Origin of the sequence: Lachnotalea sp. AF33-28 (assembly GCF_003477885.1) — a bacterium.
Lineage (GTDB): Bacteria > Bacillota > Clostridia > Lachnospirales > Lachnospiraceae > AF33-28.
In genome coordinates this window covers 50857-75389 of the sequence record NZ_QUEE01000003.1, presented here as the reverse complement: position 1 = coordinate 75389, position 24533 = coordinate 50857, and the positions used below count along the sequence as shown (strand labels likewise).

Here is a 24533-nt window from a genome sequence, read left to right as displayed (position 1 = left end):
GAGGTTTCACTTGAGGACGTTGATCGATTTCTATGACAGGAACGTCACCGCCAATATGATGGCGGTATTATCCTATCAGCCGGAAAAAGTGATCTACCTCTATGATAAACAGTTTGAGAAAAAGGCGGATGTGCATCACCTGTTTAAAGGGTGCCAGGCACATCTGCCCCAGCTGGTCATGGAAAAATATCCGGTAGATGCCGGCAATATGGAAGAGATAAGCCAGGTTCTAAGTAAGATCCTGGAAGGGTCCGATGAGTTCGCATTCGATCTGACAGGAGGGCCTGAGCTGATGCTGATCTGCGGCTACAGTCAGGGCGTGGAGCGGGGCCTTCCGATGTATCATCTGAACATGGGAAGCGGAAGCATGGCGGAGATCAATCATCCGGAGGACTCGTATCCGCTGCACAGCCTTAACCTGGATGATTATATATTTGTATCGGGCGCATACCTGATGGGCTATTCCAAGCAGGCTCCAGAACCTGCCTGGTACCGCCAGACAATGGGGATGTGCCGGACGGTTCTGCGCAACAGCGCGGAATGGAAAAAAACCTGTCTCTATCTGCAGGCCGGTATGGGCAGACAGGGCGGGCTGCAGTTCGACGCGCCATATCCGCTTATAAACAAAAATAAACAGACATTGGAGCCATCCGAAAAGCTGTTAAGGGATGCTGCGAGGTTTGGGTTTATCAGGGATCTTACATTCGGAAGGAAGAGCGTTTCCTTCCGTTTTCCGTCGCAGAGCGCCAGACAGACGCTGCTGACATTCGGCTCCTGGCTGGAGCTGTTCGTCTATATACATGCAAGCCAGATCCCGGTTTTTGAAGATGTGCGGTGCGGCGCCATCCTGGATTGGAACGCCTATGACGGAGTGGAGATACTGGGAAATGAAATCGATGTGGTGCTGATGAAATCCTCAATTCCGGTCTTTATTTCCTGCAAACAGGCCGAACCGGATGCGGACGCTGTGAATGAACTGATGGTGATACAGTCAAGGCTTGGCGGCAGCTATGGCAAGTCCATCCTGATCACACTGGCTGATACGAAGAAATTGAATACGCCCATGAACCGCAGGGCGAAAGAGCTGGGAATTATGGTGATGGATAAGACGGATATACTGGCGGCGGATTTCCGCAACCGTCTGAAAAATCTGATTATGGAAGCGGTGCCCTTTTGAGAGACGGCGGCCGGTCACAGTTACTGGTGATTTCCGCACATGACAGGACAGGGTATGGTCCTCATAGGGACGCGCTCTCGCTCCGTGAAGCGCGCAACGGTACTAAGGTTGTAAAATACACAACCAAAGTACCGGCGGGCTTCAAGGGACCCCCATGAGGACCATACCCTGTCCTGTCATGTGCTGCTTTATCGGCAGCCTTGACTGCTGACGGTTTACGGTTCGTGTATATACAGGCGTGTGTATATAGCGCGGACAAAAGTGGTTGCACGGAGGGCGTCTATTTGGTATAATGGCGGCAGACATTATACCAGCGCTGATTTTCGTCTGCGAAGCAGACAATTTCCGCTGAAAATCATGCGCATCTCCCGGAGGGACATATCAGCTTGCTGATATGGTATAATGGCGGCAGACATTATACCAGCGCTGATTTTCGTCTGCGAAGCAGACGTATCGCTAATCAATATACAGGGGGTTTTTGAGACATGAATAAGGAACGCAGCAGTTTTACCGGTAAGATCGGATTTGTGCTGGCAGCAGCCGGATCGGCGGTGGGTTTGGGAAATATATGGAGATTTCCCTATCTGGCGGCGAAGTATGGCGGAGGTATATTCCTGCTGGTGTATCTGGTGCTTGCGGTCACATTTGGTTTTGTGCTGATGATCGGCGAGATCGCTCTGGGACGCAAGACAGGGCAGAGCGCGATTGAGGCGTTCAGCAGTTTGAGCAAGAAATGGAAATTCCTCGGGGTGCTCACTTCCTGCGTGCCCATGCTCATTTTCCCATATTACTGCGTGATCGGCGGATGGGTTGTGAAATATCTGGTGACGTTTATCGGGGCCCAGGGCGCTGCCGCCGCAGAGAACGGATATTTTGAGGCGTTTATAGGGCAGACCGGAGAACCGGTTTTGTGGCTCGCCTTATTTATCGTAGCTACGGCAGTCATTGTACTGTTTGGTGTGGAGAAGGGCGTGGAAAAGGCCAGCAAGGTGATGATGCCCATACTTGTGGTGCTGTCGGTGATTGTGGCCGGCTATGTTGTATTGATGCCGGGCGCGGGAGAAGGCGTTCTCTATTATCTGAAACCGGATTTCAGCAAGTTTTCCACCATGACGGTGCTCTCGGCCATGGGACAGCTGTTTTATTCCATGTCGCTTGCCATGGGTATCATGATTACATACGGTTCCTATATGAAGAAAGAAGTGAAGTTGGAGTCCAGTGTAAAGCAGATCGAGGTGTTTGACTTCGGCATCGCTTTTATCGCTGGCCTGATGATCATCCCGGCCGTATTTGCCTTTAACGGCGGTGAAAATCTCAATGCAGGCCCCGGACTGATGTTCATCATGCTGCCCAAGGTGTTCGGAGCGATGAAGTTTGGGAGCGCGGTGGGCGCGCTGTTCTTTTTGCTGGTGCTCTTTGCAGCGCTTACTTCCGCCATTTCCCTGATGGAAACCATTGTATCCATAATCCAGGATCAGTTTCACTGGAACCGCAGGCTCACCTGCATAATCGTTATGCTGGCGGCGATCGCCGTAGGAATCCCTTCCTCTCTGGGATTCGGCGCGTGGGGGAATGTCAAGCCGCTGGGTATGAGCATACTGGATTTCTTCGACTTCTTAAGCAATAGCGTGCTGATGCCGATTGTCGCGTTCCTGTTCTGTATCTTTGTAGGATATGTGATTAAGCCGGAGACGATTGTGGAAGAGGTGGAGATTAACGGACCGTTCCGCAGAAAGCGCCTGTTCGAGGTGTTTATGAAATATGTGGCGCCGATATTTATCATTCTGATCCTGATCAGCTCCATTGCAAACTCTCTGGGCTGGATCGTGATCTGATGAACGGAAAAATATAAAAGCTGCCGGGCTCTTGCGGGACTGTGACTTGTCCTATGAGACCGGCAGCTTTATTCATTTAAAATGCACCCTGCTGAGCATTATCCTTTTTTACTGTTTCTCAGCGATTGATTCCGCAATCGCCTGTGCGAGCGCTTTCATATCGTCTGCCTGGGACTCCTTCATGGAGGAGCGGATGGTCAGGCTGGGTTCCAGCACAGCCATGCCCTTCATCCCGCCCAGATGCTCCCGCATGATCTTACCGGCCTGCGGAGCCCAGGTGCCGTTTTCAATGATAGCAGCTGTGCGGTTCTGCAGATTCAGGGCTTTCATATCCAGCAGGAAAGACTCCATGGCCGGATACAGTCCGTTGTTGTAAGTAGGAGCGGCAAATACCAGATGGCTGCAGCGGAATGCTTCGGAAATCAAATAGGACATGTGAGTTTTCGATACATCATACACCCTGCTCTTTACGCCGGCCTCCGCTAACAGCGCGGCGAGATGGTCTGCAGCATTTTCGGTGTCCCCGTACATGGAGCCGTAAAAAATGGCGGCGCAGATATCTTCCGGTTCATAGCGGCTCCATTTGTCATACTTGCCGATCAGATATTCTAAATCGGTTCTCCAGATCGGTCCGTGGAGAGGGCAGATGATACGGATGTCAAGAGAGGAAGCCTTCTTAAGGACAGCCTGTACCTGTGGGCCGTATTTTCCGACAATGTTGCTGTAATATCTTCTGGCGTCCTCCAGCCAGTCGCGGTCAAAGTCAATTTCGTCATTGAAAACAGTGCCGCCGGGAGCGCCGAAAGTTCCGAATGCGTCGGCGGAGAACAATACCTTTTCCGATTCCTCATAGGAGATCATGACCTCGGGCCAGTGCACCATGGGAGCCATCAGAAAGCGGAGCGTATGAGCGCCCAGATTCAGAGTGTCATTTTCCTTGACGATAACCGTACGCCCTTCCAGATCCATATGATAGAACTGATTAAAAAATTGGAGGGTTTTTGCGTTGCCAACCACCTTCATATCCGGGTAACGGCGGACCAGTTCATCGATGTTTGCGCAGTGGTCCGGCTCCATATGGTTTACGATCAGGTAATCCAGCGTGCGGCCGTTTAACACGTGATCGACATTTTCAAAGAACAGCCGGCTGATGGAAGCGTCCACCGTATCCATCAGAGCAGTCTTTTCATCCATGATCAGATAGGAGTTATAGGATACGCCGTTGGGAATGGGAAACAGATTTTCAAACAGGGCAAGCCGGCGGTCATTGCCGCCGATCCAATGAATATGTTCGCTGATATTTCGTGTGCAGTACATCGGGTATACCACCTTTCTTATTTATCTATAGTATGGCACAAAAATGAAGATTGTTTCAGTCATATATTAAACGTATTTTTTAAATTCGTCAATCCCGGTATTTTCACCACAGGAGAAATGCTGGAAAGTCTGGATTCCTGTTCCGTTATATCGTATAATAGGAGAAGCGGGAAACATCCCGTTCACCTGATATAAAGAAAGAATAACTGCAGAAATGGAGTACAGAATATGAATACGAATACATTAATTGGGATACTGATTCCTTTTATCGGAACCACAGCAGGTGCCGCCTGCGTGATTTTTATGAAAAATGACATAAAGCCGCTGTTGCAGAAAATTTTGCTGGGATTTGCTTCCGGCGTCATGGTGGCGGCATCGGTGTGGTCGCTTTTGATACCGGCTATGGAGATGTCGGAACCCATGGGGAAGCTGGCATTTGTTCCTGCGGCGGTGGGATTTGCGGCCGGAATAGGCTTTTTGCTGCTGATGGACAGAATAATTCCGCATCTGCATATAGATAACGGTGCACCGGAGGGAGTGAAGAGTTCTCTGTCTCGAACTACGATGCTGGTTCTGGCTGTGACACTGCATAATATACCGGAGGGCATGGCCGTAGGCGTCGTGTTCGCCGGGGCCATGTCGGGCAACAGCAATATCACGCTGGCCGGAGCGCTGGCTCTGTCCATCGGCATAGCGATACAGAATTTCCCGGAGGGGGCAATTATCTCCATGCCGCTGAAAAGCGAGGGCAAAAGCCGTGGAAGATCTTTCATTCTGGGTATGCTTTCAGGTATAGTGGAGCCCATCGGGGCGCTTCTCACGATCCTGCTGGCATCCCTGATCGTGCCGGTTCTTCCTTATCTGCTGGCATTTGCCGCTGGGGCCATGATATATGTGGTGGTGGAAGAACTGATACCGGAAGCCTCACAGGGAGAGCATTCCAACATCGCTACCATCGGCTTTGCGGCCGGATTTATAGTGATGATGATTCTTGATGTGGCGCTGGGCTGATTTCGTACGTCTGAAGCACCATATCGGCATTTTCCCTGATTTGAAAGGCCTGAAAATATGAGTTTTCCATAGGAATCCAGCGGCGGATGAAATTCTGCAGCGCCTCTTCCCCGTCCCTTTGGCGAATGCGTTTCAGCTGTTCTGCAGGACCCACATGGAAGAACAGGCGCAGATCCATATATTCTCCCAGCAGAGGATGACAGGCATATGCGCCCTCCGCAACCCTCCAGGCAGAGGCACGTACAGGTATATCTTGTGTATAATCAAGGGCTTGACAGTCGAAACGGCGGTAGGTAAATACGGCCGGCGAAGCGATATTCGGCAGTACTTCATCTATGAAGCGTTCGTAATGGATGTTGCCACCGGGCGCTGCGAGGCGTTTCTCCGTACGCAGGTTAAGTGGCAGGAAAAAGTCATCCATATGGATGAGGCCTGCACCGAGCACGTCCGCCAGTTCCAGAGAGCAGGTAGTTTTTCCAGAGGCGCAGCAGCCGTCGACGGCAATCACATGGGCGTCTGCAAAACGGGGCAGAGCGGCAAGCTGTTCAAGTACAGGAAGCATCCAGAGATAACGTGTGGAAACGACCCGGTATGCCGGGTGTTCCCGCGTACGGTATATTTCGCTGTGATGCACTGGCAGAGCATTTTCTGGATGGTATCCGCCGAGAAAGGAGTGCCATTGCTGACTGGAAACAGGCAGGAGGCCGGCGCATATGAGCGTTTCGGCCTCCTTTAGGTAATCAGTAAAACGGCCGGCACTGCCGTGAGGCTGTCCGGCGGTCAGAACAAACAGCCGAAGCAGCCATTCGGGCGGCAGATGGCGCGCCTTCCATGCTCCGAGATTTATCCGGCAATAGTTGCTGGAGATCCGTTCAAACAGGTTTTCGCCGGCGCCGGCGGGAACCTGTTTGAACTCTTCCATAAGCCGGATGCCGGCCGCGGCTTCGTCCGTTCCCCGAAGGAGATGCTCCGCGCCGAAGGCGGCCTGGAAACAAAGTTTCACAATATCCTGCGCCTGCATGGAAGGATGCTTGGCAGCGCTGTTTCTTAAATAATATTCAAAGGTATGATTTAGGCTGATCTCATTCATAGCCGCTTTTAACCCTCTTCAACCGGATAGCGCACAGGGATCAGTCTTGCTTTTTCCAGTGCGAATACGATGGTGGGAACCAGGGCCAGCTGGATGACCAGGCCGGGAAGACAGGTGATGAAATAGCCGGTTGCCCATGCCGATATTGAATAGCTGCCCGGAGCGAATATCAGGGCTCTGGCAATGCCGGCCAGCACGCGTCCGGCGAGTAGGCTTATGACCAGGCTGATATAGAGATCCACATAAATTTTCCTGGTATGTATGAGCTGCATAAAGAGGCCTGTGAGCAGGCCGTACAGAGCCAGTTCCATCATCATTATAGGCAGATATGCCGTGGCGGGCATGCCGGTCAGCAGGCTGGAGAGCAACGGGCCAGCCAGTCCGCAGAGAAGTCCGAATGGCCAGCCGGCGATCAGCCCGCAGAGCAGAACCGGGATGTGCATAGGGCAGTAGATGCTGCCCGCATTGGGAATCGCATGGAATGCCATGGGCAGCACGACGCACAGCGCAATGCATACGGCGGTGAGAATGGAACGTTTTACATAGGACATTTGATTCATGATTTTTTCCTCCATAGAATTTAGTTGTTAAAAAATAAATACCGAAGCGGCGCAGATCATCATGCTTGCGGTCAGCGCCAGGTAATCCGGCAGATGAAGCGCATGACGGTCTTTTTTGGTCCGGGAGCCGGCATTGCGGTATCCGCGGGCCTCCATGGCCATGGACAGTTCATCCGCCCTGCGGAATGCGGACAGAAAGATGGGAACCACCAGAGGAGCGACGCTGGCTGCTTTATCTGTCAGCCGTCTGCTTTCGAAGCGTGCGCCCCGGGCTGTCTGCGCTTTCTTGATCATATCAGCTTCTTCGGACAGGGTGGGTATGAACTGGATCGCTACGCTAAGGATCATGGCGATATCCTCCACCGGTATACGAAACAGCTTCAGCGGTTTCAGAAGGCTTTCTAAGGCACCTGTCAGCTCCATGGGCCGTGTGGTGCAGGTGAGTATATTGCTTAAAAGTACCACCAGAAGGACACGCAGAACCACCTGCGCCCCTTGTGAGAGTCCTGCCGCTGTGATATGAAAAATCCACCAGGAGCATAAGGGAGCGTTTCCGTCAAAAAACAGAGCGTTCATTAAAAAGATGACGGTGAAAAACAGCCACAGCCGTCTTAAGGGTGTAAAAAGGGCGGCAGCGGGCAGTGCGGAAAACAGCATGAGAGCCGCTGTCACCGCGATGATGAATATATATCCCCACAGTGTGGATGTCAGGATTACCGCGGTAAGCAACACGAACATACAGATTAGTTTCCCTCTGGCATCGAGGCGATGGAGCATAGAAGTGCCTGTGATATATTGTCCGGAAGGCATCGTATTCATAACAAGTTTCCTCCATGTAACCGGCCGCAGGCTGACGACATTGCACGCATCAGCCCGTTTTCAGCGTGCTTTCAGATTCATCCGAAGTTCCAGGAGCAGTTCCTCATACCGGATGATGTCCGGAGCGATCGGAATCCCCCGTTTAGCCAGCATATCCGCAATTGCCCGCGGAGTGCTGACGCCCAGATGCAGTTCCTGCATCCGTACCGGATCGGCGAACACAGAGTTGGGCGTACCGTCCATTACTGTCCGTCCGCGGTCCATCACGATCAGTCTGCATACCGATTCGGCCAGCGCATCTGCATTATGGGACACGATGATGACGGTAGTTCCCTGTCTGTTCAGCTGTGCGGCCAGTTCAAGAAACGCCGTGCGGTTTTGGGGGTCGAGTCCCGCAATCGGCTCATCAAACATTAGTATGTCCGGTTTTACGGCCAGCACGCCGGCGATGGCCACCCGGCGCTTTTCACCGCCGGAGAGTGTGAGAGGTGAACGAGTGCGGATATTTTCATATGAGAATCCCATCAGCGTAAGCGCCCATATCACCCTTTCACGCACCTCCGCGCGGCTAAGCCCGCTGTGTTTTAAACCAAAGGCCACATCTTTTTCCACCGTGGTCTCAAAAAGCTGGTATTCCGGATACTGAAAGACTATGCCCACGCTTCGCCGCAGGATGCTCCTGTCATATCCGGCTTTATTAATATCCTCTCCATTGATCAGGACTTCTCCCCCGGACGGCGCGATGAGTCCGGCCATCAGCTGCAGCAGTGTTGTCTTGCCGCATCCGGTATGTCCCATTATCCCGATGAACTCGCCGTCAGCAATATGCAGGCTGAAATCGTCGAACACGGTGACGGATTCCTGAGCACCTCCAGGATAGGAACAGGATATGTGATTCAGTTCAATTGACATAATTCTTCCACCAGCTCCTCATTGGTCAGAGGAATCCGGTCCAGGCGGATTCCCGTTTTGTATAAATCGTAATAGATCTTTACGGGAAGAGGGGGCGTGAGCCCCGCCTTATCCAAAAGCTGCGGATCTGTCAGTATTTCGCGCGGCGTGCCGCATGCCTGCAGGACGCCGTCTCCCAGGAGGAAGACCCGGTCCGCGAGGACCGCTTCCTCTATATAATGCGTGATCATGACAACTGTTTTCTTCTCTTGCTCATGCAGCCTGCGGACCGATTCCAGAACTTCCTGCCTGCCTTGCGGATCGAGCATGGCGGTAACTTCATCCAGTATCACGATATCCGGTTCCAACGCAAGGACTCCTGCCAGCGCGACGCGCTGTTTCTGTCCCCCTGACAGGGAGTGGGGCGACCGATTTTCATAGCCTTCCATACCTACCAGACGCAGAGCTTTCCGTACCCTGTCCGGAATCTGTTCCCGCGGCACCTCATAATTTTCCAGTCCGAAAGCCACGTCCTCCTCCACTACGGATGAGACAAACTGGTTGTCGGGATTCTGAAAGACCATCCCGCAGACCCTGCGCAGCCTCCAGATATCCGACCGGCCCGCTGCATTGATGCCTGCGACAGTCAGCTCCCCCTTCTGAAGCGGCAGCAGGGCGTTAAAATGTTTAACAAGTGTGGATTTGCCGCTCCCGTTGGCCCCCAGCACGACGGCAAATTCACCCCGTTGAATCTGGATGTCCAGATCGCGGAGCACGCGTTTGAGACGGCCGTCCGCTTCATATGCGAAACGGATGCCTGTACCGCTTATCATACACACGGAAATCACCGCCTTTCATAGAATGGAATTATGTCTGCAGTACTGAACAGGGGTGCGCCCCCTGTTGAACAAAAAAACGCCATGAAGACTGGTTCTCCCTCCGGAGAATATCACCTTCATGGCGAAGATTGGACAAACATAACGGTACTGCAATATGAGATCCCTCATTGAAAGGTCCCGCTTCTGCGGGCACAGGTTTCTTCTGAAACCGGTTATATTATATCATTCACTTTGAAGATATGCAATGGCTTACAGCTCTAAATTATTGTGCACAGTTACCGTAAACCTCCCGCGCATAGCGGGGCAGAGTATGGTCCTCATTGGGACGCGCTCTCGCTCCGTGAAGCGCGCAGCGGTTCTAACGCTGCTAAACTACGCAGCGAAAGAACCGGCGGGCTTCAAGGGATCCCAATGAGGACCATACTCTGCCCCGCCATGCGCTGCTTTATCGGTAGCCGTGAATAGTAACATCATAGATGTCCGCATCCAGTTCCCGGAACAGGCTGCTTTCTATATCACAGATCTGCTTGATAGGGATTGCTGTTTTGTCCGCCATAATCACTGTGCCTTCATATACATCAATCTTCTTCACAAACCCGGTACAGGTCAGGTAAGCTCCGCCGGATTTTTTATCATCCGGTTTAAAAAAAGTGATGGTGACCTCGTTTTCGGAATGGAGATGATCCGCGATGATCTGCAGTTTGCTGTCCAGCATTGCTTTCATATATTCATCGGGATCCCATCTTTCGTCGGTGAGGCGGGCGGTTTCCCTGATCGCAGCGCCGTATCCGGTCAAAGCTGCAAATGGGCAAAACTGTGCGGCACGGTCGTGATTTGACATATGCGGGTGCGACTTGGACTGATAGTGCGGCATGTTTATGATATCATCGTATTTTTGTGGATTCTTGTGTTCCGGCATATCGCTATCCTCTTCTGCTGGATTCAGGCCTTATGGCCGCCGATCTGTTCATTGCGTTTCCTGGCGGTAGCCCCTTCCTCCAGGTTTATACCTTTTAATATGGCATTTTTGCCAAATTTCTTTTTAATGTCCAGCATAGCCTTCTGCATGTTTTTTTCACGCTCTAAGGCGGCGTTCTCTTTTTCCTGTTTCTTTTGCAGTTCGCCGTAATCCGTAAACAGATCCAGCTGTTCAAATTGATCTGTCTCTGCGGCGGCGTTTTCTTCTATGACGTGATTCGCCGCAAGGGTAATTCTCCTGATAAGCAGATCCCTGTCCACGATCCGGTCGTAGAGCTGTGTCACCGCATTGGTCATCAGCATGGCGGAAGAAGTTTTTCTGCCGAGGCCAGCCGTGCCATGGGCGTGTTTCGGAACTTTTCTTCCGTAATGGTCAGCGGTGACCGGACCTTTATAGCGATTCCTTCTGTCCGGATCGGTCAGATTTTCGATATCATATCCAACGGTCAGAACGATCTGGTCGGCCACAAGCCCTTTATCCACCAGTTCCAGTGCCAGCGACTCTGTCATTTCCCTGACAACCAGTTCTGCTTTCTCAAAGGTGTAAGGGCAGTGCAGGACCTGCCCGGAGCTTAAACTGCTTTCCGCAGGTTTATAGGCTTTGATATCTGCAATGGTGCAGGGCTCCCATCCCCAGGCGTGGTCGATCAGCAGCTCGGCGTTGATGCCGAATATCCGATAGAGCAGCTCTTCATTGTGATAATCGTCCGGACTGCCGACCGAACATCTCGCTATATCGCCCATCGTATATAACCCTACATCCCGTAATTTCTTTGCGTAACCCTGGCCGACACGCCAGAAATCCGTAATCGGCTGATGGCTCCAAAGCAGCCGCCGGTAAGATATCTCGTTAAGCTCCGCTATCCGGACCCCGCCTTCATCGGGTTCGGTTCGCTTTGCGACTATGTCCATGGCCGTCTTACAGAGGTAAAGATTTGTCCCAATGCCCGCTGTAGCGGTGATTCCGACGGATTCCTGCACATCTTGTATGATCATTCTTGTAAATTCCCGCGCGGTCATCCGATTGGGTTTCAGATATGCGGTGACATCCAGAAAAACCTCGTCTATGGAGTAGACGTGGATGTCCTCCGGAGCCGCATATTTCAGATATATCTCATAGATTCTTGTGCTGTATTCCATATAGTAAGCCATGCGCGGCTCGGCAACGATGTAGTCCAGCGCCAGCGCCGGATTGGCTTTGAGCTCGGTCTCGCTGCAGGAGGAACCTTCAAACCTGTGATTCGGAGCATTCCTCTGCCGTTCAGCATTCACCTGCTTTACCCTCTGTACCACCTCAAACAGTCTCGGCCTGCCGGAAATGCCGCAGGACTTCAGGGAGGGGGAGACTGCGAGGCAGATGGTCTTTTCTGTTCTGCTCTGATCCGCAACCACAAGGTTTGTGGTCAGAGGGTCAAGATTCCGCTCCCGGCACTCTACGGAAGCGTAAAAGGATTTTAGGTCAATGGCTGCATATATTCGGTTGTCGGACATGGTGTACGCTCCTTTCTCAAGCTTCGGGCGGAGGCTGGTAATGCTCGTTATTTCTACTACAATAGTATAACACAAAAAAGTTACGATGATCGTGAATTATAATATTATAAATCGTCTACAGGAATGCCTTGACGGAAAGAATTCATTTCGATATGATCATTTATAAAGTAATCTGTATTTCAGGGGGGAAATCGGATGATGTCGGGAAAAATGAAGCAGTCTGTGCTTGTCAGAGTGAATGTGAGCATCGCCGTTATCATCATCTGCGTGATAGCTATGCTGGCGTACAGCAATATCAAAGCGATAAGGACGATCCGGGACAAGGCGGAAAAAACCTATCAGTCCATGGGAGAATATTACGCCAATGACCTGAAAGCAAATCTGAACAGTATCGCGGAGTATCTGCTGCGCATCAGTGATACTTCAGAATATTACAATGTGGCATATTCGGGAAAAAACAGCGAGCTGATCAATGCGCTGGCAAAGCAGAAGCTGTATAATAGGCTGAATGACGATATACTTGTCTATCGTCCGGCCGATTACTTTTTTACCTATCGGAAAGCGGACAGCACCATTATGCTGGTTGCATCGGCACAAAAAAGCGCGAAAACGCCCAACTGGGAAATAAAGGATCAGCTTGCGCTTCTGATGATAGATGGGTTTGGAGCAAAGGATTTGTGGAAGCTTATAGAAATTGACGGTAACCAGTACCTGATAAAAACGTTTGAATCGGACGCCATGGCCATTGGATGCGTGATAAGCCTGGGAAGACTGATTGAAACGATTCAGGCAGTGAATTTAAGCGAATATTATGTTTATTATACTGCTGGGGATTCTGCGGAAGACAGAGGCGGGAGCAGGACGGATCTGGTGGTCAGCATTCCTGTAAGCGGCACGGATTCTCAGGTTAATATAACGATCCCGGTAAGAACTCTATATGAGGAGATCCGCTCATTTACCAGGATCAGCATGATATTCGGTGCCGTGCTGCTGATACTTCTGCCGATTCTGTGCATTGCGATGTACCGCTGGTTTATTCAGCCAATCCGTTTGATTGTAGGGATAATGAAAAGGGTGGACGAGGAAGGGATGGAACTTCGAATGCCCAATATGGATAATATGGGGGAGTACCATATTGTCGGCAGTGCCTTTAACAGCATGATGGAGAAGATATCCAGGCTTAAAATCGATGTATACGAGAAAGAGAAAAAGAAGCAGGAGCTCTATGAACAGTGTTCCCGTCTGCAGATCAATCCCCATTTTTTTTTAAATGCGTTAAATACCGTTTACCTGTTGAATAAGAAAAAGGACAGCGGCCATGTGCAGATGATGCTCACCTGGCTGATCAATTATTTTAAACATGTATTTTCCGGCAGCGGGGATATGGTGTTGTTAAGGGACGAGGTGGATTTCACTTTGAATTATATGGCCATTCAGAGGCAACGTTATGCCGGCAGCATACATTTCAGGTATGAGATTGATGAGGATGCCGAGCTTTGCCGTGTTCCGTCCATGTGCATCCTGACGTTTGTGGAAAATTCCATAAAATACGCTGCAGATTTTTCCAGAGAACTGCTGATATCGGTAACTGCAAAGCTGAAGGACCATAAGCTGTGTATTACAGTTGAAGATGACGGTGCCGGAATGCCGGAAGATATTCTGCATAAGCTTGAGAGGCATGAAAAGATCGTTCGGGAAGGCAGAGAGCATATCGGCATTCAAAATATCAGGGACAGGCTCTGGATCCACTACCAGGACTGCGCCGCATTGGCCATCAGCAATAAGGAGACCGGAGGAGCGATGATAAAGATGGAACTGCCGGAGGAGAGGAGAACGGATGAATCTGCTGATTGTTGACGATGAGTATTTGATCATAGAAGACCTGCTTAGCATTACGGATTGGGAAATGACAGGTGTAACGGAGATTTACACTGCTATGAATGCTGCCCGGGCCAAACAGCTGCTGCTGGAAAAACAGGTGGATCTGATGCTCTGCGATATAGAGATGCCGCAGACGGACGGTCTTGAACTGCTGAAATGGGCAAAGGAGAATTGTCCAAGCCTGGAAGTGATTATGCTCACCTGTCACGCTCAGTTTGATTACGCGCGTACTGCTTTAAGATATGGTAGTTTTGACTATCTGTTAAAACCGGTAACGGAGGAGGATATCGATAAAATAATAAGAAAGGCCGCTGTTAAACTGGAGACAGACAGGGCGCGGCGCAAGCTGCAGGCGGGCGGAGAACTGTGGAATCGGTTCAAGTCCTCCTGGGAGGAGCATTTCTGGGAGGATTGCCTGCGGGGGCTTCTAGGAAGTGAAGAAGAGGTACGACAGGCAGCTGAGGCCAGAAACTGTGAGGCGGAATGGAGCAGGACACTGATTCCGATCCTGTTTCACAGCTATTCAGACACGGTGCCTGCAGAGGAAATCACCTGTCTGAAAGCCGCCGTGGCAGATATCCTTAAGCGGCTTCACTGTGAATACCGGGTTCCTGCTCTTTCACCCCATGCGATGGCGGCGCTTTGCTTTACGGATGCAGACGGAGCCGATACCCTGAAAGCAGCGGCCGCAGATATGTTCGGCAACAGCGGGCTGGCGGACCGTATGGGCATATATATGGGAAAATATTGCAGAGCCTGGGAAACAGAAGAGGAGGTAAACAGGCTGCGCCAGACTGCTATGAATAATGTTTGCTGCATACACGGCGTTTTTGACGGTGAGGAATTGGAGACAAAAGCAGCTAAGGTCTGCCTTCCGGAGATGTCTTCCTGGCCGGCCTTAATTGACTGCGGAAGAACAAAGGAACTGTCGGAACGGATCACAATCTGGCTTAACTTGAATAAAGAAACTGGCCGGCTTAACCGCAGCGCTCTGCAGATGCTGCAATATGATTTGGAACAGGTGCTGTATGCAGGGCTTCAGGAAAACGGAATACATGCCCATCAGTTTCTTTACTATAGGGACAACGGTTATAACAGGATAGGAGCCATTGGCTCAGTAAGGGCCATGCAGGCCTGGGTGGAGAGAATCCTTAACGATGTGGCAGAGGCGCTTCGGGAGGTTCGGGAGCCTCTGACACTGGTGGAGAAAGTGAAAAAATATGTAAAGGAACATCTGGAGGAGGATCTGAACCGGATAAAAATAGCAGAGGCTATGTTTTTAAACCCGGATTATTTGGACCGGCGTTTTAAGAAAGACACTGGCTGCTCCGTTAACAGATATATATTAAAAGAACAGCTGGAAATGGCAAAAAAGCTGCTGTTATACCCGGATATCACGGTGAGCGAGATTGCGGTGAGGTGCGGGTATGCCAATATGTCCAATTTTTCCGCAATGTTTAAAAGGGAAACAGGCGTAAGTCCTGTTGAATACAGAAAGAACAGCGACGGTTCATCCTGCCCGCAGTAATCACGCCGGGGCGTACTAAAAACTGAAACCGCCCGGCTGCACACGTTTTACCCCGCACATCCTGCGGGGTTTTTATTGTTCAACGGGAAAATACGACCTATTGGACAAAAAACACTCCGCTTAGGATCGCACTGCGGCGGGAAGGTAGTATGTCGCCAGGGCGACCCGCCGCAGGCGGAGAATCCCGCGAGCGGGATCCATTTTCATAATGGACTAAGATTCATAAATGGAAGTCGAAAATCGGGTAGAGAAGGGCCTTATGATAAGGGTATACTTATAACCGTAAAGAGGTTTCGGCAGTAAACTGTTAAATTCAGAGGAGGTAAGACATGGAAAGAAAAGCTATGCAAAGATTAATCGCAGCGTTGTTGATCTGCGGCCTGTTCCTTTGCGGGTGCGGCAGGGGAAATACTCCTGGATCGTCTCCAGGGAGTGCGGATCACACGAAAGAGGCCGCGACGCAGGAGGCTGCTGGAGGAGAACCGTATACGATCACATATGCGTTTGATGTGTGGGTGCAGCAGGCGGATTGGGATCTGGTTGAACAGAATTTAAGCGACATCGTTGAGAAGAAAATCGGCGCCAGAGTGAAGCTGATGCCGATGACAGGCGCCAATTACCAGCAGCAGATTAACCTGATGGTGACAAGCAAAGAGAAGCTGGATCTGTATAATGCTTCTGCGAAAACGACTTTCAGCACGGACGTGGCTGCCAATAAGATACTGGGGCTTGATATGGCAACAATCGAGAAATATGCACCGGAGGCAATGGCTGCGGCAGGAGATTTCCTGAAGGCTTCTACAGTCAATGGTAAAGTCTACGGTTTTCCGACTCTTCGGGATATGGCCAATGCCTATGGGATAATTATACGCAAAGATATTGCGGAGAAATATGGCGTGGATACCGGGAAAGGCCTGACGGTGGAGGAACTGGACGATCTGTTCATGCGGATGAAGGAAGGTGAAACAGATCGGTATGTAACACAGCCCCAGGCACAGGGCACGAGCGTGCTGGACAGCATATTTAAGACCTACGACAGTTTGGGCGATGATATGGGTGTGCTGATGGACCATGGACAGGGAGAGCTTAAGGCGGTTAATCTCTTTGACACGGATTACTATGAAGAGTGTGTTAACAAAGCCAGGGAGTGGAATCAGAAAGGATATATCCTTCCGGATGCCTCAACGAACCCAGATACCGGAGTCGCGTATTTTAAGACCGGAAAGGTCTGTACCACCATGTCCCTGCTTCATCCGGGGGTTCCGACGGACAGCAGCAATATGACGGGAATACCCTGCGATGCGGTAACTGTGAATCCTGCATTTACCAACACCCAGCAGGTGGGCGCCATCATCCAGGCGATTCCGGTAACTTGTGAAAATCCGGAGAAGGTGCTGGAATTTATCAATCTGCTCTACAGTGATGAGGAGGTTTACAATGCCTTGACCTGGGGAATCGAGGGAAAGCATTATCAGCATGTACAGGACAGCGACAGATGGATTACCTATCCGGAAGGCGTAACGGCGGACACATCAGGCTATACATTAAGCGCGACTTATGCTTTCGGTAACAGATATCTAAGCTATATATGGAATACAGATCCGGAAAATCTGAACGAACGTTTTAAAGAGTTTAATGATACGGCAGTCAAATCGAAAGCGCTGGGATTTGTATTCGATCCCACTTCGGTCAAGACGGAGGCCGCGGCCGTACAGGCAGTATTTGACGAGTACCGTCTGTCTCTGGAAAACGGTGTCATTGATCCCGCAGAAAATCTGCCGAAGTTCCGGCAGGCGCTGAAAGACGCCGGCATAGATACGGTGATCGAAGAAAAACAGAGACAGCTGGATGAATGGGCGGCGGCGCAATAAGCCGCCTGCCCCGGCAAAGGAGGGCAGGATGAAAAGAAAGGGAAGAACAATAAAAAAGCTGCTGCCGCTTTATATTATGGCGCTGCCGGGACTGCTGTATCTTTTTATCAATAATTACCTGCCGCTTAGCGGACTTGTAGTTGCCTTTAAAAATTTTGATTACGCAAAAGGGATCTATCACAGCGACTGGATCGGATTTAAGAATTTTGAGTTCTTATTTAAAAATTCTGCGGCTGTCGTTATTACCAGAAATACGATTCTGTATAATCTGGCCTTTATTGCTATAAATACTGTGACCGGCATTGTGGTAGCTATATTGCTCAATGAGGTAACGAGTAGGAAAGCACTGAAATTTTATCAGACTGTGATCTTGCTTCCGTATCTGTTTTCGATGATTATAATCAGCTACCTGGTGTTCTCGTTTTTAAGTACGGATGTAGGATTTCTCAATAAAAGCATACTGGAGCCGCTGGGGAAAGCTCCAGTTTCCTGGTATAACGAGGCCAAATACTGGCCTGCGATTCTCCCGGTGGTGAATACCTGGAAATCTTTCGGTTTTCAGGCTATCATTTTCTATGCCAGTGTGATTTCCATCGATCAGTCCTATTATGAGGCGGCACAGCTGGACGGCGCGGGAAAGCTGCAGCAGATATTTTATATCACGCTGTCCTTTTTAAAACCGGTGGTTATTATGATGACATTGTTGGCGGTAGGAAAGATCTTTTATTCGGACTTCGGACTGTTTTACCAGGTCACCCAGAATTCCGGTGCGATTTTCAGTACTACCAATACGATTGATACCTATGTATACCGGGCTCTCACCCAGATGGGAGACGTCGGGATGGCAGCAGCGGCCGGCGTATACCAGTCAGCGGTCGGCTTTCTCCTGGTCCTTGCCGTAAACATGGCTGTGAGAAAGATAAGTCCGGAAAATGCATTATTCTGAAGGCGGTGAGATATGAAAAAAAGAAAAGGTAATATGCCCGCAGTGACGGCGCATGTATTGCTGATGATACTGGCTTTATTCTGTGTGCTGCCGATTGCGTTGCTGATGATATCGTCTCTGTCCGACAATGACACTGTGTTTCGCAGCGGATATTCCTTCCTGCCCGGAAAATGGAGTCTTGATGCATATAAATACCTGATTACCCAAGGGGAGACTATTTTCAGGGCCTATGGGATATCCATCTTTGTGACGGTAACCGGAACTGCGGCAGGACTTTTGTTTACAGCACTGTTCGGCTATGCCCTGTCACGGCGGGAGCTGCCCGGACGCCGGGTAATGAACTTTTTCGTGTTTTTTACCCTGCTCTTTAACGGCGGCATGGTTCCGACCTATTTGATGTATGTCAATACATTTCATATTAAAAACACGCTGTGGGCGCTGCTTATACCGACCAATATTCTGATCAATGGATTTAATATACTGCTGGCCAGGACATTCTTTGAAGCCAATGTGCCCAGGGAGTTGATTGAATCCGGTAAAATTGACGGCGCGGGGGAATTCCCGGTGTTTTTTCGGATTGTGATGCCGATCTCCAAACCGATTCTGGCAACGGTGGGGCTCCTGATCGGGATCGGTTACTGGAATGACTGGTACAACGGCCTGCTATACATCACACAGCCGAAACTGTTCAGCTTGCAGAATTATCTGAACCGGATACTGTTGGATATACAGTTTATGACACAGAGCATGTCGGGCAACGTGGACGCAGCCAGCGCCCTGGCCAAGATGCCGACTATCACCGTACGGATGGCTATAGCGGTGACGGGCATTGTGCCACTGATCGTTATTTTTCCGTTTTTTCAAAAATACTTTGCAAGAGGAATCACAGTGGGCGCGATAAAGGGTTAGGAGGAAAAGAACATGGATATGACACGATTGGAAGGCACAAATCTTAGGGTTACGGATATTGCTTTGGGAACCGGTGCCCTGGGCAGCCGCTTTGACGATAAGACGTCTCTGGATATATTGGACTGTTATATCGGCTGCGGCGGCAATTTTATCGATACGGCAAATGTGTATGGCAGGTGGAACCCGGGTAATAAGCCGCTTTCCGAGCAGCTTTTGGGCAGATGGATGCGTCTTCACCGCCTGCGGGATAAAATTGTGCTGGCTACGAAGGGATCCGCTGATGCCGTGGACGCGCCGGGAGTAAAGCGGCTGGCTCCGGAACAGATCAGAGGCGATCTGGAAGACAGCTTACTAAATCTTAAGACGGACTATATTGATCTTTATTATCTGCATCAGGATGATCCTTTAAGGGATGTGGGGGAGATTATAGAAACACTGAATGAGCTGGAGAGAGAAGGAAAGATCCGTTATTTCGCATGTTCGAACTGGACGGCCTCCAGGATGCGCGAGGCGGATGCCTACGCGAGGAAACATAAGCTTAAGACCTTTGCGGCTCACGAAATCATGTTTAATATGGCCAAGCCAAATGATGATGCGGTGGAAGCGGCTATCCAGAGCCATATGACCGATGATATTTTTACCTATCATGAAGAAACCGGCAGACCGGTGACCGCGTATACCTCCCAGGCGGCCGGATTTTTCGTCCTTTGCCATGAGCCCGGATTCGTAACAGATGAGAAATATGAATTTCCCAGAAGCATGTTTTACAATCAGGAATCTATAGAACGAGCCGGCCGGGTGGAAAAACTGTGCGCGCTATGCAATGCGTCTGCGCTGGAGCTGACACTGGCGTATCTCTATGCTCAGCCATTTCAGGTTATTCCCATTATAGGACCCTGGAATGTCGGAGAGCTCAAGGAGAGCCTGCATGCTTCACAAAAGAGGATCAACGCCCGTGAACTTAAGTTTTTACTGAATGCGGAGAGATATTAGATATGGTTGGATTACAGCAGGTACCTGTTACGAATGAGACGCTTCGGCAAAAGGATCTGGCACTGGTCCCGGCGGCCGTCAGAACTGCTGATCTTGGGAAATACCGGAGGAAGAACCGAAAATGGCAGGGAATTCCGTCAATTGCCATCACAGAATGTAAAATCTTCTATTGCGCCTTTTACAGCGGCGGGGAGGGAGAGGGTCCGGATAACTATGTGGTGGTGGAGAGGTCTGCAGACGGACAGCACTGGTCGGAACCGATTGCCGCTGTGGATCCGGAAGGGTATGTCCGGGCCTTTGACATGTGTCTGTGGACTGCGCCTGATGGACGGCTGATCCTGTTCTGGTCACAGAGTTTCGGCGGCTTTGACGGCAGAGCGGGAGTGTTTATGAGTATCTGCCATAATCCTGAAGAGGAACGGTTAAGATGGAGCCGGAGCGTACGGATAACGGACGGCGTCATGCTGAATAAGCCAATGATCGGGAAACAAGGTGAATGGCTGCTGGCCCTGTCTTTGTGGAACAATGTTCCATATGCATTTGACCAGGGTGATCTTGACAGACGGATCAAATTGTGTGAAGCCGACGGTTCAGGTAAACACGTAAAGGACATATCCTTCCATTTGCGGGGAGGATTCGATATCGAAGGCAGATACTATGATGAACCTATGGTGGTACAAAAAATTGATGGGAGTCTTTGGATGCTGCTGCGGCTGCCCGACGGGATTGGAGAGGCCTTTTCCTGCGATGAGGGTAGAAGCTGGAATAATATCAGGAGAGCCGGGATATGGGGACCGGATTCCAGATTTTATATCGGGAGGTTGAAATCAGGCCGGTTGCTGATGGTGAATCATCTGCCGGAAGATGGGAAGGCAAAGCGCAGCAATCTGACGGCCTGGCTTTCCCAGGACGATGGGATGAGCTGGAGCGGCAATCTAATACTGGATGAACGGGAAGATGTTTCCTACCCTGATGCCGCCGAAGACAAGGAAGGAAATATTTACATCATATACGACTATTCCCGATTTAATTGTAAGGAGATCCTGCTGTGCAGAATCTCCGAGGAGGAGATACTGGCAGGTAAAATATACCGTGATACCAGTTTTACAAAACAGGTGATAGACAAGGCGGGTGAATGATGGAATATCTATACTGCAGTACCTTTGGAGAGACGCCGGAGGACGGAATCAATCTGATAAAACTGGTCAATGCGTCAGAAACGGCATTGATTGAGGTAAAACAGGCTGCCATGCTGAAAAATCTGGAATACATGACAGGGACTAAGGACGGATATCTTTATGCCGCAGGAAGGTACGGACCGGACAGATCTTATATTCAATCCTTCCGAATTGACCGCGAAAACGGTTTGCTCGATTCAGTGGACTGCCGGACGTTCGACTGGAAGGGCATCAGCTATATGAGTGTCGACAGCAAAGAGGAACATCTGTTGGCCGCGGCCTATGGATCGGGCAGGATAACCGCTGTGGGCATATCCGGGGGTAAAATCGGATCACAGACTGCAGACATTGCGTTTGACGGCTGCGGTCCGGTAGAAACCCGGCAGGAACACTCGCATCCGCATTTCATTGAATGCACAGGCGGTATTTGTTATATGGCGGATCTGGGGGGAGATGCCTGGTATTACATTGAGGAGAATGGTCTTGCGGCAGATTCTGCCTGGCACAGGATGGAGGAAAGACCCGGATCCGGTCCGCGCAATATGGCCTTTCATCCGTCTAAGGAGATTCTCTATCTGCTGGCGGAACTGTCCAATGAACTCGTAGTATACGGGAAATCCGAGAACAATAGATGGAAAGCGATGCAGAGAATATGCCTGGATTGCGCAGGGGTTAAGGACAGCCTTGCCTCAGTCCTTCAAATTACACCGGATGGCGACAGGCTTTATGCAGGCGTGCGCGGGCTAAACCAGATAAAGGAATTTATTGTGGAGCCGGAAGGAACGCTTAGGGAAGCGCGCCTCTTCACTTCCTGCGGCTGGCCCCGCAGTTTTCTGTATCGGGAAGAGAATGCGCTGCTCATCGTCAATGAGGAATATGGAGATTCAAAGGGAGCACTGGAATTATGGGATTTAAAGACCGGTCATCGGTCAGGGTACAGGGCGTTATCCGGTGCAATGCAGATTTATCGAATTGTACTCCCATAGTCTCTTTGCACATGACTTTGCTGGATACCGGGCGTACATTGGAAGAATGGAGGAAATATAGGTGGATCAAGGTTTTTATTTTGACTGTTCACTGATACTGGACAGCGCAGACGGGTGGGGATACGCCAGAGAGCCGGTTCTGGCCGTGATGCCGGACGGATCACTCTTATGTACATTGTTAAGCGGCGGCCCTCTGGAGCCGGACAACCGTAATGTGACGCTGGCGGTGCGCAGTTTTGATGCGGGCAGAACTTGGACAGAGCCCGAGGTACTGTTCTACCACAGGAGCCGGGCCGCTTATACGACAGAAATATTTACAGGAGGAACGCTTCCGTTGTTATTTGTGCAGACGTACGCTGCGGAGTCCCGGTACCGGGAAATCTGCACGTTTATGTCCGTCACAAGAGACTGCGGACGCACCTGGAGCGAGCCTGTATCGGTTCCCGGTCCCTCTGCCCATGTAAATACCAGACACGGCATTATACTGTCCAACGGAGACTGGCTGTTTCCCGTTTACTGGCAGCAGACCGACCGGAAATGGGATTGGGAACAGATTCCCGTGGGTAATGATATCCATATGGATTGGCCGTCCTGCTGCGGGGCAATGATATCGTCGGATGGGGGAAGTTCTTTTCATACATACGGAGATTTAAAGGCACAGTATCCACTGATGGAGAATGCATGTGTGGAAGTGGAAGCGGGGCATGTGGTTATGCTGATGCGTGCGGAGAAAAGTGAATTTCTTTACCGTTCCGACAGCTATGATTATGGCCGCACGTGGTCGGAAGCGGCGGTGTGCGCCATTCCCAGTGCCAGCTCTAAAATTGTGCTGGAAAAGTACGAGGATAAAATACTGCTGGTCCATAATGATGTGAAAGGAAATCAAATGACGCAGCGAAAGAATTTAAGCATCTGGGTCAGCCGGGACGGAATGAAGACATGGGTGAGGAAGATACCTCTGACCGGAGAAGATACGGTGATGTTTTATCCTCATTTCGCGGCGGATAAAGCCGGCATGATCTATCTGGCCTGTGAGAATTCCAGGCAGAGCTACTGCCTGCGCATACATTTGGACCGGCTTTTGGAGGATGGACAGGATGGACGGATGGCTTAGATGCTATGTGGGGACGAATTCTCTTAGAGGATCAAAGGGAATCTATGTGGTAGACGTGGATCCGGCACAGGGAGATATGCAGATAATTTCTGTCTGTGAGGCAGAAAATTCTGCATATCTGTGCCTGTCACATGACGGCCGGTATCTGTATGCGGTGATGGAATCGTTGGAGTATGAAGGTACGCCGGGAGGAGGAATAGCGTCCTATAAAATCAACTGCGGCGTGCCGGAGCCAATCAACAGAAGATACGCTTATGGTGGATGGCCCTGCCACGTGGCAATGGATGAGATACGCCGCATGCTTTATGTTTCCGTATTCCGCAACGGCCTTTGGGCAGTCTATCCGCTGGAGAAAAATGGGGCCATCAGAGAGCCGGCTGCGGTAAAGCAGCATTCGGAACCCAATGGAACACCGTCTCATATCCATGCATCGGTGTTGACGCCGGACGGGAATTATGCTGTGGTGGCGGACTGCGGCCTGGACTGTATCTATCTCTATGACGCTGTGCGTTACCGGCGGATATATACCTGGCATGGACCGAAGGGAAGCGGACCGCGGCAGCTGGCTTTCAGTAAAGACGGAAAATATCTGTACATGGTTTCAGAATTAAGTTGCGAGGTTTTTGTCTTTGCGTACAGACCGGAAGATGCCTGTATGCTGCAGGAAATCCAAAGGCTTTCCACGAGAAGGCTGGACGGCTATGAAGGTCCTAATTATGCGTCTGCAATCCATATACACCCTTCCGGTAACTATGTGCTTGCAGGTAATCGGGGCCATAACTCTATTGCAGTCTATTCCCGGGATCCGATCACAGGTATGCTGAAACCGCCGTCACATGCGATGCTGGCAGGAGACCATTGCCGGGAATTCTGCTTTACTCCGGACGGAAAGCTGCTGGTGGTGGGAATCCAGCACACAGATGTTGTTCAGACGTTTTTCTTTAATGAAAAGACCGGCAGACTGTCATGGACGGGGCATGAATTGGAGATTCCATCCCCGTCCTGTGTAATTATGGGACTGCCGTGTTAATGTTATAAAAGGGGCTTTTGATGAGATGGCGGCGCATGCTATATCAACGCGGAGAGCAGGTTCGGAGCGGAGAATAAGGCACTTGCCAA

At 50.5% G+C, this 24533-nt stretch carries 21 protein-coding genes; 13 read left to right on the top strand and 8 right to left on the bottom strand.

Annotated features, from left to right (window positions below; genetic code table 11):
• Positions 1–10 precede the first annotated feature (10 nt).
• Together DWZ56_RS05020 and DWZ56_RS05015 are read left to right on the top strand one after the other, a co-directional pair.
• Positions 11–1177, top strand: coding sequence for a Card1-like endonuclease domain-containing protein (locus tag DWZ56_RS05020; RefSeq protein ID WP_118555299.1), 1167 nt, complete (start codon positions 11–13; stop codon positions 1175–1177).
• Between the two features lie 485 nt (positions 1178–1662).
• Positions 1663–3012 (top strand): sodium-dependent transporter, encoded by a 1350-nt coding sequence (locus DWZ56_RS05015; protein ID WP_118555298.1) that lies wholly within the window; start codon positions 1663–1665, stop codon positions 3010–3012.
• 108 nt (positions 3013–3120) lie between these two features.
• On the opposite strand, the gene DWZ56_RS05010 is transcribed toward DWZ56_RS05015, so the two are convergent.
• Positions 3121–4329 carry an FprA family A-type flavoprotein gene (locus tag DWZ56_RS05010; RefSeq protein ID WP_118555297.1) on the bottom strand — a complete coding sequence of 403 codons (1209 nt, stop codon included), beginning with the start codon at positions 4327–4329 and terminating at the stop codon, positions 3121–3123.
• Between the two features lie 228 nt (positions 4330–4557).
• On the opposite strand from DWZ56_RS05010, the gene DWZ56_RS05005 reads away from it, so the two are divergent.
• Entirely contained in the window at positions 4558–5340 is a 783-nt protein-coding gene (locus tag DWZ56_RS05005) for a ZIP family metal transporter (RefSeq protein WP_118555296.1), read from the top strand.
• Here DWZ56_RS05005 and DWZ56_RS05000 read toward each other — a convergent pair.
• The 7 genes from DWZ56_RS05000 to DWZ56_RS04970 all read right to left on the bottom strand — a co-directional run bounded on the left by DWZ56_RS05000 (position 5303) and on the right by DWZ56_RS04970 (position 12008).
• Positions 5303–6430, bottom strand: coding sequence for a hypothetical protein (locus DWZ56_RS05000; RefSeq protein ID WP_118555295.1), 1128 nt, complete (start codon positions 6428–6430; stop codon positions 5303–5305). The genes DWZ56_RS05005 and DWZ56_RS05000 overlap by 38 nt on opposite strands.
• An 8-nt stretch (positions 6431–6438) precedes the next feature.
• Positions 6439–6990, bottom strand: coding sequence for an ECF transporter S component (locus DWZ56_RS04995; RefSeq protein WP_118555294.1), 552 nt, complete (start codon positions 6988–6990; stop codon positions 6439–6441).
• Between the two features lie 27 nt (positions 6991–7017).
• Positions 7018–7809 (bottom strand): energy-coupling factor transporter transmembrane component T family protein, encoded by a 792-nt coding sequence (locus DWZ56_RS04990; RefSeq protein WP_118555293.1) that lies wholly within the window; start codon positions 7807–7809, stop codon positions 7018–7020.
• 60 nt (positions 7810–7869) lie between these two features.
• Positions 7870–8721: an ATP-binding cassette domain-containing protein gene (locus DWZ56_RS04985; RefSeq protein WP_118555292.1), complete on the bottom strand. Its 852-nt coding sequence runs from the start codon at positions 8719–8721 to the stop codon at positions 7870–7872.
• Positions 8706–9533 carry an energy-coupling factor transporter ATPase gene (locus tag DWZ56_RS04980; RefSeq protein ID WP_118555291.1) on the bottom strand — a complete coding sequence of 276 codons (828 nt, stop codon included), beginning with the start codon at positions 9531–9533 and terminating at the stop codon, positions 8706–8708. The genes DWZ56_RS04985 and DWZ56_RS04980 overlap by 16 nt, the downstream gene beginning before the upstream one ends.
• A gap of 451 nt (positions 9534–9984) precedes the next feature.
• Entirely contained in the window at positions 9985–10458 is a 474-nt protein-coding gene (locus DWZ56_RS04975; RefSeq protein WP_118555290.1) for a hypothetical protein, read from the bottom strand.
• Between the two features lie 23 nt (positions 10459–10481).
• Complete coding sequence (locus tag DWZ56_RS04970; RefSeq protein WP_118555289.1) at positions 10482–12008, bottom strand: Y-family DNA polymerase; 1527 nt, start codon at positions 12006–12008, stop codon at positions 10482–10484.
• Positions 12009–12203: 195 nt separating this feature from the next.
• On the opposite strand from DWZ56_RS04970, the gene DWZ56_RS04965 reads away from it, so the two are divergent.
• The 10 genes from DWZ56_RS04965 to DWZ56_RS04915 all read left to right on the top strand — a co-directional run bounded on the left by DWZ56_RS04965 (position 12204) and on the right by DWZ56_RS04915 (position 24444).
• Positions 12204–13865, top strand: coding sequence for a sensor histidine kinase (locus DWZ56_RS04965; protein WP_118555288.1), 1662 nt, complete (start codon positions 12204–12206; stop codon positions 13863–13865).
• Entirely contained in the window at positions 13846–15417 is a 1572-nt protein-coding gene (locus DWZ56_RS04960) for a response regulator transcription factor (protein ID WP_118555287.1), read from the top strand. The genes DWZ56_RS04965 and DWZ56_RS04960 overlap by 20 nt, the downstream gene beginning before the upstream one ends.
• A gap of 329 nt (positions 15418–15746) precedes the next feature.
• Positions 15747–17288 carry an ABC transporter substrate-binding protein gene (locus tag DWZ56_RS04950; protein WP_118555285.1) on the top strand — a complete coding sequence of 514 codons (1542 nt, stop codon included), beginning with the start codon at positions 15747–15749 and terminating at the stop codon, positions 17286–17288.
• 28 nt (positions 17289–17316) lie between these two features.
• A complete protein-coding gene (locus DWZ56_RS04945) occupies positions 17317–18234 on the top strand; it encodes an ABC transporter permease (protein ID WP_118555284.1) in 918 nt (305 codons plus the stop codon).
• 12 nt (positions 18235–18246) lie between these two features.
• The gene (locus tag DWZ56_RS04940; RefSeq protein ID WP_199679550.1) at positions 18247–19143 is read left to right on the top strand and encodes a carbohydrate ABC transporter permease; all 897 of its coding nucleotides are present in this window, start codon (positions 18247–18249) and stop codon (positions 19141–19143) included.
• A 12-nt stretch (positions 19144–19155) separates the two neighbouring features.
• The gene (locus tag DWZ56_RS04935) at positions 19156–20136 is read left to right on the top strand and encodes an aldo/keto reductase (protein WP_118555283.1); all 981 of its coding nucleotides are present in this window, start codon (positions 19156–19158) and stop codon (positions 20134–20136) included.
• A 2-nt stretch (positions 20137–20138) separates the two neighbouring features.
• Positions 20139–21275, top strand: coding sequence for a sialidase family protein (locus tag DWZ56_RS04930; protein WP_118555282.1), 1137 nt, complete (start codon positions 20139–20141; stop codon positions 21273–21275).
• A complete protein-coding gene (locus tag DWZ56_RS04925; protein WP_118555281.1) occupies positions 21272–22300 on the top strand; it encodes a lactonase family protein in 1029 nt (342 codons plus the stop codon). The genes DWZ56_RS04930 and DWZ56_RS04925 overlap by 4 nt, the downstream gene beginning before the upstream one ends.
• A 61-nt stretch (positions 22301–22361) precedes the next feature.
• Positions 22362–23414, top strand: a complete 1053-nt coding sequence (locus tag DWZ56_RS04920) for a sialidase family protein (RefSeq protein ID WP_118555280.1) — start codon at positions 22362–22364, stop codon at positions 23412–23414.
• On the top strand, positions 23398–24444 hold the full coding sequence (locus DWZ56_RS04915) for a lactonase family protein (RefSeq protein ID WP_158584450.1): 1047 nt from the start codon (positions 23398–23400) through the stop codon (positions 24442–24444). Before DWZ56_RS04920 ends, DWZ56_RS04915 begins: the two co-directional genes overlap by 17 nt.
• Positions 24445–24533 lie beyond the last annotated feature (89 nt).